The following is an 11956-nucleotide window of genomic DNA, read 5'->3' on the forward strand; positions in this document are numbered from 1 at the left end:
GGCCAAGGCGCTGGTGAAAGCCGCGCCCGATCTGCACCAGGCAATCGCGCGGAGGCTGCAGGAACAGGGATAGGCGGCCAGACGCGCCGTCTGCCATCGAATCCGGCTATTCCTGCGGCTTCACAACATCGACCGGGCTGATGTCGAGCAGGTCGAGCGTGCGGCGCAGGAGCTTGACCTCGTTCTCGGCCAGCTTCGAATCGGCCTTGGCGATCTCGGCCATGTGTTGGGCGAGCAGCTTGCGCCGCTCGACGTCGAGGTCGCGGAACAGCGCGATCGCCTGCGAACCATTGGTCTCGTAGCCGAAGTCGTTGAGATATTCGATGACGCTGTCGATGCTCGTCTCGGGAATGCCGAACGCCTCCTTGCAGATGCGCCGGAAGGCGACCATCTCGCTCTCCGAGACGGAACCATCGGCCAGGATCATGCGGAACAGCATCAACAATTCCGCCGACAGGACCGGATCGTCCGCGACCTTACGTACGCCGGGATCGCCGTCGAAGATCGAGCGTATCTGGTCGAGCAATGCCATTGCCATCGGCCTCCCCTTTGCGATTCCGTCGCAGATAGTTAGCGCGGAATCGGCCTTGCGCAAATGGGACGGGCATGATGGAACCTGCCGTCCCCCTCGCCGCAACCCTTGCAGCCCCCGATGCTCGATCTTGCCACCCACACCGTCGTCATGCTCGCGTTTGCCGCCTTTGCCGCCGGCTTCATCGATTCCATCGCCGGCGGCGGCGCTCTGATCACCATTCCGGCACTGCTTCTTGCCGGCTTCTCGCCGCTCGAGACGCTGGGAACCAATAAGCTGCAAGGCATGTTCGGCTCCGGTTCGGCGACCATCCACTATGCCGCGAATGGCCATGTCGATGTCCGCCGTCAGCTTCCGTCCGCCGTCCTGGCACTCGCCGGGAGCGCGGCCGGTGCTTCGCTGGCGACAATCGTGCCCGGCGACGTGTTACGCGCCCTGCTTCCGCTGCTGCTGATCGCGATTGCACTCTATTTCGCCGTCAAGCCCAACATGGGCGATGTCGACCGCGCCGAGCGGCTTTCGCCCTTTCTGTTCGGACTCACGGTCGTGCCAGCCATCGGCTTCTATGACGGCCTGTTCGGCCCGGGCACCGGCTCGTTCCTCATGCTGGCCTTCGTTGCGCTCGCTGGCTACGGCGTGCTGAAAGCGACGGCGCACACCAAGCTGCTCAACTTCGCCTCCAACATCGGCGGCTTCGCCGTCTTCGCCGCCGTCGGCGTCGTCTACTGGAAGATCGGCCTGATGATGGGCGTTGCCCAGTTCTTCGGCGCCCGCCTCGGCGCCAGCCTTGCCATCCGTATCGGCGCGAGACTGATCAAGCCGCTGCTGGTCGTCGTCTGCGTGGCACTGGCGGTGAAGCTCCTGGCCGACCCGGCGAACCCGTTGCGCCTGCTCATTGGTGTGTGACGGCCCCGCTGATACAATGCCGGCGTACGAATCATGTTGGAGGAGCCACACATGAATCTCAGTGCGCCTACTCAGCTTATTTTCATTATCTCCCTTGTCATCGCCATCATCGGCGTTCTCGCCGCTCTTGGCGTTCTTGCGTTCATTCCTCTTGCCGCAGTGTGGATTGTTCTCATAGGCTACATCGTGCTTGCCGCCGGCTGCATGATGCGCGGCGCTTAAGTCAGGCACATTCAGATCTCAGGTAACCGAAGCGCCCGGCCACAAGCCGGGCGCTTTTGATTTCGGAATGTGGTCTGCTAGATTTGGCGGGCGAGGATTGCCGATGTCGATCGAGACAGAGCGCCGTCATGAACAGGACCATTCTTTAGCCGCGAGGTTCGAGATGGTGCGGCGAGCGGCTGACGCTTCGCTTGCAGGCGCAGTCACCGACCTTTGCGGCTATCGCGAGATGCTGCCCGTCTGCTCCCGCAATGTCGAATATGCTTCGCTGACCGTGCCGCTGGTCATCAGCTTCGCCGAGCCCTTCGCCATCGGGCTTGGGCGCGACCCCGGCGACAACGATCGCTTCGCCAGCTTTGCCGCCGGCCTCTTTGCCGGGCCGGTGGTAATCCAATCCTTCGGCCGCGCCTGCTGCGTCCAGATCAACTTCACCCCGCTCGGCGCCCGCCGCTTCTTCGGCCTGCCGATGAGCGAGCTGACCGACCGCATGGTCGGGCTCGACGATGTGCTTGGCCTCGAAGGCATCGCGCTGCGCGAAAGGCTTGGCGAGGCACGGGATTGGGGCACGCGTTTCGCGATTGCCGAGAGCTTCGTCGCAGCAAGGCTGGCGGAGGCGAAGCGGATGTCAGCCGAGATCGCCTGGGCCTACCGGCAAGTCATTGGCTCTGGCGGACGCACGCGGGTCTCCGTGCTTGCCGATCAGCTCGGCTGGAGCCGCAAGCATCTCGCGGCGAAATTTTCCGACGCGATCGGCATCGGGCCGAAAACGCTGTCGCGCATCGTGCGCTTCAACCGGGCGCTCTCGCTGTCCAAGCATCAGCTCGACGACTGGGCGGGGATCGCCGCCGATTGCGGCTATGCTGACCAGGCGCATCTGGTGCGCGAATTCCGCGATCTCGCCGGCGAGACGCCAACCGCGCTCGCATAGTCTCTTTCTCCACCGAGGTAACATTTCTTCAAGACGCCGCGGCGGCCTTCGCCGAGACTGGATACCATCAACCGACACCAGGGAGATTGCCATGTCGACCGCGAACGAAGCACCTCGTCTCTACCCCGCTCTGCGCTACAGGAATGCCGCCGGAATGATCGACTGGCTGTGCGATGCCTTCGGCTTCACCGTGCGCGCCCGCTATGGCGAGGGCGACGTCGTGCATCACGCCGAGCTCGTCTTCGGCGCCTCGATGATCATGCTCGGCACCGCGCGTGACGACGACTACGGCAAGATGGTCGGCGAGCCGGGCGCCGGCGGCGGCAAGTCGATCTATGTCGCGGTGGAAGACGCCGATGCCGCCTACGCCAGGGCAAGAAAGGCCGGCGCCACGATCCTGCAGGAACTGACCGATCGCGACTATGGCAGCCGCGAGTTCATCTGCCGCGACCCGGAAGGCAGTGTCTGGTCGTTTGGCACCTACTGGCCGAAGGCAGGAGACGCCGCCAGCTAACGGGCCAGGCCAAAAATTGCGTCGCAGTCGAGATGGGTTTCCAGTTCGGCCGCGACCTCGTCCAGCGCCCGCTCGACATCGGCGCGATAGTCGATACCGCCGCCTTTGACGCCGAGGCTTTCCAGGAACCTTGCCCGGAAGGCGTCTGCGGAAAACAGCCCGTGCAGATAGGTGCCAACCACCTTGCCATCGGCGGAGATCGCCCCGTCATCGATGCCGTTGATGACGGCGGACGGCCGCGCCATGTCCGGGCCGGTGGTGCGGCCGAGATGGATCTCGTAGCCTTCCAGCGGCAGATCGAACTGCACCGAGCGGGCGCTGACATTGCGCACGGTCTTTTCCGGTTCCATCACTGTTTCGATGTCGAGCAGGCCGAGCCCCTCCGCCTCGGTAACGCTGCCCTCGATGCCGGCGGGATCGCTGACCTTGCGGCCGAGCATCTGGAAGCCGCCGCAGATGCCGACGACATGGCCGCCCCGCTTGCGATGGGCGAGGAGATCGTGGTCCCAGCCATTCTCCCGGAACTTCATGAGATCGCCGATCGTCGACTTCGAGCCGGGAATGACCACCAATCCCGCATCCGCGGGCAACGGCTTGCCGGGCGGCACGAACACCACCTCGACCTGCGGTTCGGCCTTCAATGGATCGAGATCGTCGAAATTGGCGATGCGCGAAAGCATCGGCACTGCCACCTTCAGCGCCCGCTTCTCGCCGGATGCCAGCCGTTCCAGCACCACCGAATCCTCGGAAGGCAGCCTCGCCGCCGCCTTCAGCCACGGCACCACACCGAAGCAAGGCCAGCCGGTGAACTTTCCGATCGCCTCGATGCCGTCGTCGAACAGCGAGACGTCGCCGCGGAACTTGTTGATGAGGTAGCCGACGATCATGCGCCGGTCCTCGTCCGGCAGGATGAGATGGGTGCCGACGACCGAAGCGATGACGCCGCCGCGATCGATATCGCCGACCAGCACCACCGGCACATTTGCGCGCGTCGCGAAACCCATATTGGCGATGTCGCGGCTGCGGAGATTGATCTCGGCTGGTGAGCCCGCGCCTTCGACGATGATGAGATCGGCGCCCTCGCCGACCTTCGCCCATGAGTCCAGCACGGCGTCCATCAGCCGGCCTTTCATCGCCTGGTAGTCGCGCGCCCTAGCCTCGCCGAACACCTTGCCCTGCACCACGACCTGCGAGCCGACATCGCTCTGCGGTTTGAGCAGCACCGGGTTCATGTGGACGGTCGGCGTCACGCCGCAGGCGATCGCTTGCAGCCATTGCGCGCGGCCGATCTCGCCGCCACCGGCCTTGTTGTTGCCGGGAATGTCGGCGACGGCGGCATTGTTCGACATGTTCTGCGGCTTGAACGGCCGCACCTTCAGCCCACGCTTCTTCGCCGCACGACAGAGCCCCGCGACCAGCACGCTCTTGCCGACATCGGAGCCGGTGCCTTGCAGCATGATCGCTTTGGCCGCCATCAGCCCCTGCCTTGCGTGACGGTGCCCGGGATTGTCGACTTCTGCGCCAGCGGCCCGCCACGCCAGATGTAGAGCGCGAGCAGCGGCTCCTGGCCCGTTCGCATGGCATGGCTGACGTTCGAAGGATGGTGGATCACCTCGCCGGCTTCGCGAACGTGAAATCCGCTTTCGCCCTTGTGCCACTCCGTGCTGCCGGTCAGCGGAATGTAGATCTCCTCGGCAATGTGATGGTGGTCGGGATAGACGATCGCGGGCCCGAGGATCAGCAAGCCGGCCGCGACCTCGTCATTGACGAAATGGCCGCGCGTGCCGAAAACCTCCAGCCAGCCGTAATTGTCCAGGAACGCCCGGCCGAAATCCGAGACGCTGTAGGTTTGGCCCCAGCGCAGATCGCCGCGATGCTCCGCCACGAATCGCGTCAGGGGCCGGATGTCCGGCGGCGCAAGTTCGGCGATGCGATCGAGATGGCGCAGGCAGGCGAGCCGACGCGGCTGCAGCGGACGCACCGGCATGCCCCAATCGATGCGGGCGACGGCGTCGCTGACCAGAGCGCTGTCCACGGTCCTGAGATAGGCGTGGAAACGATCGAGCAGTTCGTCGAAGACTGTCGTCACGCCATGCTCCGTTGGTCCATCCATGCACAGCCGCTCCGCGACCGGGCGGGTTGCGCGGCGGCATCATTGGTCTAGATTGACTGGCGCGCAAAGCCAAAAACGACAGGCCAGAAGGCCTAAAACGACAGGGAGCACGCCATGGACGCCGCGGTCGATGCGAGCACCAGCCAATTCGAACTCACCGAGGAGCAGCGCGCCATCCAAGAGATGTCCGAGGCCTTCGCCGCCGACCGTGTCGCACCGAACGCGCTCGACTGGGACCGTGCGAAACATTTCCCGGCCGACGTGATTCGCGAAACCGGGCCGCTCGGCCTCGGCGGCATCTATGTCCGCGACGACGTTGGCGGTTCGGCCCTCGGGCGGCTCGATGCCGTGCTGATCTTCGAGGCGCTCGCCCGCGCCGACCCGGCATTTTCCTCCTTCATCTCGATCCACAACATGGCGGCGTCGATGATCGACCGCTTCGGCAGCGAGGAGCAGCGCCAGCGTTTCTTGCCGATGCTGACCTCGATGGAATGGCTGGCGAGCTATTGCCTGACCGAGCCGGGCTCCGGCTCGGATGCCGCGGCGCTGAAGACGCGCGCGGTGAAAAGCGGCGGCGACTATGTGCTCAACGGCGCCAAGCAGTTCATCTCCGGCGCCGGCGACAGCGACCTCTATGTCGTCATGGCCCGCACCGGTGCCGACGGACCGAAAGGCATCTCGACCTTCGTCGTGCCCAAGGATGCACCAGGCCTCTCCTTCGGCGCCAACGAGCACAAGATGGGCTGGCACATGCAGTCGACCCGCCAGGTCATCTTCGAGGATTGCAAGGTGCCGGTCGAGAACCTGCTCGCCACGGAAGGCGCAGGCTTCGGCATCGCCATGGCCGGCCTCGACGGCGGCCGGCTGAACATCGCCGCCTGCTCGCTCGGCGGCGCGCAGTCGGCGCTCGACAAGGCTTTATCCTATACAGGCGAGCGCAAGGCCTTCGGCTCGAAGATCAACCAGTTCCAGGCGCTGCAGTTCAGGCTGGCCGACATGGAGACCGAGTTGCAGGCGGCGCGCATCTTCCTCTACGCCGCCGCTTCGAAGCTCGACCGCAAGGCGCCCGACGCCGGCAAATGGTCGGCGATGGCCAAGCGCTTCGTCACCGATGTCGGCTTCGACGTCGCCAACGAGGCGCTGCAGTTGCATGGCGGCTATGGCTATCTACACGATTACGGCGTCGAGAAACTGGTGCGCGACCTGCGCGTCCACCAGATCCTCGAAGGCACTAACGAGATCATGCGCGTCATCATCGCACGCGCGCTGATCGGGCGCTGAACCAGACAATTTCGGGAGAAAAACGATGGCAACCATCGCCTTCATCGGCTTGGGTAATATGGGCAATCCGATGGCCGCCAACCTGGTCAAGGCCGGGCATTCTGTGCACGGCTTCGACCTGGTGCCGGAGAACCTCACCGTCGCCAAGGAGCACGGCGTGACCGTCATGGCCAACGCCCCTGCCGCGGTGAAGGACGCCGATGTCGTCATAACCATGCTGCCTGCCGGCAAGCATGTGCTGTCGGTCTATGAGGACATCGCGCCCAAGGCGAAGAAAGGCGCGCTGTTCATCGACTCTTCCACCATCGACGTCGAATCGGCGCGCAAGGCCCACGCTATCGCCAGCAAGCACGGCCTGCTGTCGATCGACGCGCCGGTCTCGGGCGGCACAGGCGGCGCCACCGCCGGCACGTTGACCTTTATGGCCGGCGGCTCGAAGGACGCCTTCGCCAAGGCCGAGCCGGCCCTGAAGCCGATGGCTGGCCGCATCGTCCATTGCGGCGACGACGGCGCCGGACAGGCGGCCAAGATCTGCAACAACATGATCCTCGGCATCTCGATGATCGGCGTCGCCGAAGCCTTCGTGCTGGCGGAAAAGCTCGGACTGTCGCACCAGGCGCTGTTCGACGTCGCCTCGACCTCGTCGGGCCAATGCTGGTCACTCACCACATATTGCCCGGTGCCAGGGCCGGTGCCGGCCTCGCCCGCCAACCGCGACTACAAGCCGGGCTTCGCCGCCGCCCTCATGCTGAAGGATTTGAAGCTGTCGCAGGAGGCAGCGCAAGGCGCCGGCGCGGTGACGCCGCTCGGGGCCGGGGCGACGCAGCTCTACGCGCTGTTCAACGCGCAGGGAAATGCCGGCGCCGATTTTTCCGGCATTATAAATTTCCTACGCGGCAATCAGGCATAACGCCCTGCTTTCACAGGCTTATTAGCGAGTTTTTTCGGTCAGAAACCGGCAAATTTAGATTTGCTTAAGGTCTCGATAACCGGCCGGTAACGATGTGCCTATAAAACGGACTGCGAGGCGGACATATCGCATCCGCCCGGCGCTCCGGATCAGGTCTCGCGTACCGGAGCCCGTAAGTTTCGCAAGTCGCTTGTAGCGAAACGCCATGCGTATCTGGCAAAGCCGCGTTCCCGATGGGACGCGGTTTTTGCGTTTTGCACCGCCTGTATTTCGATTGCCGCGGTCGGAATTAGCGCGTGGTCTTCGTTGCCAGAGCCCGGCGTACGGCGATCTTGGGATCGCCTATCAGTCCGACATTCCTGCCCGGGGATGCTTACATGCGCCCGCGCAGACCTTCCGGATCGTAGGGCGAGTCGGCAATCACCTTTGCCGAGCGGCGCTCGCCAAGGATTGAAACTTCCAGTTCGGTGCCGGGCGCGGCGAGTTCGAGAGGCAGCAGCGCAAGTGCGATGTCGTGACAAAAACTATAGGAATAGCCTGCCGAGGTGACATGGCCGACGAGCTCGCCATCGCGGTAAACACCCTCGAAGGCGAAAGCGCTGGCACCGTCGGTATCGATCGACAGAGTGGCGATCCGGCGTCCCGTCCCCTGCTTCTGTTTCGCGACCAGCGCCGCCCGGCCGATGAAGTCCCCCTTGTCGAGGCTGACGAAGCGGTCAAGACCGCTTTCCCAGGCCGACAGTTCGGGATTCATGTCGCGGTACATGGCCCGGTAGGACTTGTCGAGACGCAGGGACTCCAGTGCTTGAAGTCCAACCGGTCTGAGCCCGTGCGCCTCGCCCGACGCCAGAAGCGCGTCCAGCAGATGCCGCTGATAACAGAGCGGATGATAGAGCTCCCATCCCAGTTCGCCTGAGTAGTTGACGCGCAGCAGGCGCACGTCGCTGGCCAGGCCGACGGTCCCGGACCGCACGCTGAACCATGGGAAGGCCTCGTTGGAGAGATCGACTTCCGTCAGCGGCTGCAATACCTCCCGCGCCTTCGGTCCAACGATTGTGAAGCTGCCGCGATCGTCGGTGACATTGCGAAGCTGCACGTTGCCGCTCTGCGGCAGCAGCCGGCTCAAGTCGTCAAAATTGCAGCGCTCGGCGCGCGGCGTCGATATGAGGTAGAACAGACCGTTCTGCAGCCGCGCCACCACATACTCGGCCTGCACGCCACCGGCCCGCGTCAGGTGATGGGCAAGGGCGACACGACCGGGACGAGGCAGCTTGTTGGCAAGGATTCCGTCGAGCCAGGCCTCGGTGCCTGGGCCGCTGACCTCGAACTTGGTCATCGGCGTCATCTCGACCAGCCCCACGGCCTGACGGACGGCCTGGACTTCCTCGGCGACGTGGTTGCCTTTGGGGGTCCAGCGCCAGCCATAGATGTTTCGCGCTTCGACACCCGCGGGCGCGAACCAGCTCGGCATCTCCCAGCCGTTCAACACGTCCCATACCGCGCCGAGCTGGCTCAGGCGATCGTAGGACGGTGCCGTTTTCTGTGGTCGCGCCGCCGGCATGTCCTGGCCTGGATAGTGCTGTACCGCGTGCGTACCCCAGGCTTCCCTGACTTTTGCCCGGGTCCAGTTCTTGTTGGCATAGTGGCCAAAGCGGCGGGGATCGAGCTCCGCCGTATCGATGCTGTTGCCGCCCTCCACGATCCGCTCGGAAAGGTAATAGCCGATAGCTCCGCCCCAGAGGATGCCCCCTGGCACGCCTTCGGCGAGCCAGACATTCTCAAGGCCCCAGGCCTGTCCCATCAGCGGCAGTTCATCGGCCGTCATCTGGAAAGGTCCCCGCACATTCCGCTTGATGCCCGCGCGCCCCAGCGCGGGGACCAATTCGCTGGCACGCTCCCAGTTCCAGGAAACAGCGTCGAAATCCTCATCGAGCAAATCGGCGCCGAACCATTCCGGGACGCCGTTTTCGGCGAACAGCTTGAGCTGTTCCGTGCGCTCATAGGGACCGAACAGCAGCCCATCCCCCTCTTCGCGCAGATAGCCCTCGTAGCCCTCGTCCCTGAGGATCGGCATTTCCGGTAGGCCCAGCCGTTTGCGCTCCACAATCTCTGGAACCGCCTCGGTGATCCAGTACTGATGGACGATCGGGATCGCCGGAATGTCCAGACCCAGCATGGCGCCGGTCTGGCGCGCATAGTTGCCCGTAGCAAGGATGACGTGCTCGCAGAGGATGTCGCCGCGCGATGTGTTGACCTTCCACTCGCCGCCCGGCATCCGCTCGAACCCAACAACTTCGGTGTCGAGATGGACCTTCGCGCCGAGGTCGCGTGCGCCCTTGGCCATCGCCTGGGTGACATCCGCGGGTGCAATGTGGCCATCGTCGGGGTGGTAAAGGGCACCCAGCATGTCCTTGTTGTCGAGCAGCGGCCAGATCTCGCGCGCCTCCGCCGGCGATACGATCCGGGCCCGCAGACCCTGGACCTCAGCGACATCCATATAGCTCTTGTACTCGTCGAGCCGGTCGCGCGTGTTGGCAATGCGCAGCTGGCCGCATTTGTGCCAGCCGACACTCTGGCCCGTCTCGGCTTCCAGGCCCTCATAGATCTCAATCGACCTGGCGATCATGCGGCCGACGTTGCGGCTGCGCGCGTAGGACGGAATGAGCCCTGCGGCATGCCATGTCGAGCCGGCGGTAAGCTGCGTCCTCTCCAGCAATGCCACATCGGTCCAGCCGCGTTTCGCCAGGCCATAAAGAATGCCTGTGCCCACGCAGCCGCCACCGACCACGACCGCACGAAAGGAACTCACCATACACGCCTGCCCTTGCATGAAATTGCCGTTGGTTCACATGAACCCTGGCGCATACTGTCAGACGGCATCCGGCTTTTCAGCACATTTCCTGGGCTGGGACACGGCAGTACGGCCCGGCCGTTGGTCCACGATCGCGACTAACGCCCAAGAGAAGCCGGGCGCCGTCGCTGGCGACGCCCGGCTGTTTCGTTCAGCGCTTGCGCAAATCCGCTTCGGCGAGATCGAGTGCCCTGGCGATGCGGTCGCAGGCCATGTCGACCGTCTCGCGCGTCCAGATCAGCGGCGGCGACAGGATCATCGTGTCGCCGGTGGCGCGCAGCATCATGCCTTGGGCGATCGCATGGTCGCGCACGACGACGGCAGCACTTCCCGACGGCAGGTAACGCTCCTTCGTCGCCTTGTCCTTGACGATCTCGATCGCCCCCATCAGTCCGATCGAGCGCACCTCGCCGACCAGATTGTGCCCGGCGATGCGCTCCTGCAGCACCTGGGCGAAGTAGGGACCGGTGTCGTTCCTGACCCGCTCGACCAGGCCTTCGCGCTCGATGATCTCGAGGTTCTTCAGCGCCACGGCGCAGGCCACGGGGTGACCGGAATAGGTGTAGCCGTGATAGAACTCGCCGCCCTTCTCGACCAGCGTCGCACTGATGCGGTCGCCGACCAGCAGCGCCGACAGCGGCTGGTAGCCGGACGTCAGCGCCTTGGCCGTTGTGATGGTGTCGGGCTCGACGCCGAAGGTCTGCGCCGCGAACCATTCGCCGGTGCGGCCATAGCCGGTGATCACCTCGTCGAGCATCAGGAGCACGTCGTACTTGCGGCAGATGCGTTGCACTTCCGGCCAGTAGCTCAGCGGCGGGATCTTCACCCCGCCGGCACCCATCACCGGCTCGCCGATGAAGGCGGCCACCTTGTCGGCGCCGGCCTCGAGGATGGCGTCCTCGACGGCCTTGGCCGCGCGCAGGCCGAAATCATGGTCGCTTTCGCCGGGCAGCGCGAGTTCGTAGGCATAGGGCATCATCACATGGACGATGTTGGGAACGGCGCCGCCGAGCTGCTTGTGCATCGGCTCCATGCCGCCGAGCGAGGTGCCGGCAATGGTCGAACCGTGATAGCCCATCTTGCGCGAGATGACGCGGTTCTTCTCCGGCTTGCCCTCGAGCGCCCAGTAGTGACGGACGAGCCTGAGCGCCGTGTCGTTGGCCTCCGAGCCGGACGAGCCGTAGAACACTTGGCCGACGTGCTTCGGCGCCAGTTCCGCCAGCTTCTTCGACAACAGCACAGGCGTCGGCGTCGAGCATTTGAAGAAGGAGTTGTAGTAGGGCAGCTCCTTCATCTGGGCATAGCCGGCCTCGGCCAGCTCATTGCGGCCATAGCCGACATTGACGCACCACAGGCCGGCCATGCCGTCGAGGATCTCGGTGCCCTCGGCATCATAGATGAACGGCCCGTCGGCACGGGTGATGATGCGCGAGCCGATCTCGCGCAGTTCCTTGTGGTCGGTGAACGGGTGAAGGTGATGCGCGGCGTCGATCTGCTGAAGCTGCTTCAGCGAATAGTTCTGATAGGTCATGGATTTGATCTTTCCTCTGGAATCAATCCGGCAAATGCCGGGGCTGGATTCGTCAGAGACAGGCGGGCGGCGAATAGCCGATGCGGGCGCAAAGCCTGAGCAGCTCAGCACGAAGCGTGCGCGGTGACGGCGTCACCGCAACCCCGAAGGCGCCTGATGTCTTCGTGC

Annotated in this window: 11 protein-coding genes; 6 read left to right on the forward strand and 5 right to left on the reverse strand. The window is 64.4% G+C overall.

From position 1 onward, the window contains the following. Positions 1 to 106 precede the first annotated feature (106 nt). Positions 107 to 538 carry a TerB family tellurite resistance protein gene (locus EOA33_RS10635; RefSeq protein WP_126054127.1) on the reverse strand — a complete coding sequence of 144 codons (432 nt, stop codon included), beginning with the start codon at positions 536 to 538 and terminating at the stop codon, positions 107 to 109. Positions 539 to 652: 114 nt separating this feature from the next. On the opposite strand from EOA33_RS10635, the gene EOA33_RS10640 reads away from it, so the two are divergent. The 4 genes from EOA33_RS10640 to EOA33_RS10655 all read left to right on the forward strand — a co-directional run bounded on the left by EOA33_RS10640 (position 653) and on the right by EOA33_RS10655 (position 3102). Continuing rightward, positions 653 to 1438: a TSUP family transporter gene (locus EOA33_RS10640; RefSeq protein ID WP_126054126.1), complete on the forward strand. Its 786-nt coding sequence runs from the start codon at positions 653 to 655 to the stop codon at positions 1436 to 1438. 51 nt (positions 1439 to 1489) lie between these two features. Then, entirely contained in the window at positions 1490 to 1660 is a 171-nt protein-coding gene (locus EOA33_RS10645; RefSeq protein ID WP_126054125.1) for a hypothetical protein, read from the forward strand. Between the two features lie 103 nt (positions 1661 to 1763). After that, on the forward strand, positions 1764 to 2588 hold the full coding sequence (locus EOA33_RS10650) for a helix-turn-helix domain-containing protein (protein ID WP_126054124.1): 825 nt from the start codon (positions 1764 to 1766) through the stop codon (positions 2586 to 2588). 91 nt (positions 2589 to 2679) lie between these two features. Next, a complete protein-coding gene (locus EOA33_RS10655; RefSeq protein ID WP_126054123.1) occupies positions 2680 to 3102 on the forward strand; it encodes a VOC family protein in 423 nt (140 codons plus the stop codon). Here the strand turns inward: EOA33_RS10655 and EOA33_RS10660 are convergent. Together EOA33_RS10660 and EOA33_RS10665 are read right to left on the reverse strand one after the other, a co-directional pair. Further along, a complete protein-coding gene (locus EOA33_RS10660; protein ID WP_126054122.1) occupies positions 3099 to 4577 on the reverse strand; it encodes a cobyric acid synthase in 1479 nt (492 codons plus the stop codon). The two genes, EOA33_RS10655 and EOA33_RS10660, sit on opposite strands and share 4 nt — an antisense overlap. Next, the gene (locus tag EOA33_RS10665; protein WP_126059053.1) at positions 4577 to 5191 is read right to left on the reverse strand and encodes a dimethylsulfonioproprionate lyase family protein; all 615 of its coding nucleotides are present in this window, start codon (positions 5189 to 5191) and stop codon (positions 4577 to 4579) included. The genes EOA33_RS10660 and EOA33_RS10665 overlap by 1 nt, the downstream gene beginning before the upstream one ends. 138 nt (positions 5192 to 5329) lie before the next feature. Here EOA33_RS10665 and EOA33_RS10670 point away from each other — a divergent pair, with 138 nt between their 5' ends. After that, positions 5330 to 6496, forward strand: a complete 1167-nt coding sequence (locus EOA33_RS10670; RefSeq protein ID WP_127405594.1) for an isobutyryl-CoA dehydrogenase — start codon at positions 5330 to 5332, stop codon at positions 6494 to 6496. Positions 6497 to 6521: 25 nt separating this feature from the next. Beyond that, positions 6522 to 7406, forward strand: a complete 885-nt coding sequence (gene mmsB / locus EOA33_RS10675) for a 3-hydroxyisobutyrate dehydrogenase (protein ID WP_126054120.1) — start codon at positions 6522 to 6524, stop codon at positions 7404 to 7406. Between the two features lie 373 nt (positions 7407 to 7779). Here the strand turns inward: mmsB and EOA33_RS10680 are convergent, their stop codons facing one another. After that, on the reverse strand, positions 7780 to 10218 hold the full coding sequence (locus EOA33_RS10680) for an FAD-dependent oxidoreductase (RefSeq protein WP_126054119.1): 2439 nt from the start codon (positions 10216 to 10218) through the stop codon (positions 7780 to 7782). Between the two features lie 190 nt (positions 10219 to 10408). Beyond that, entirely contained in the window at positions 10409 to 11788 is a 1380-nt protein-coding gene (locus EOA33_RS10685) for an aspartate aminotransferase family protein (RefSeq protein WP_126054118.1), read from the reverse strand. Between the last annotated feature and the right edge of the window lie 168 nt (positions 11789 to 11956).

Source organism: Mesorhizobium sp. M4A.F.Ca.ET.050.02.1.1 (genome assembly GCF_003997725.1).
Lineage (GTDB): Bacteria > Pseudomonadota > Alphaproteobacteria > Rhizobiales > Rhizobiaceae > Mesorhizobium.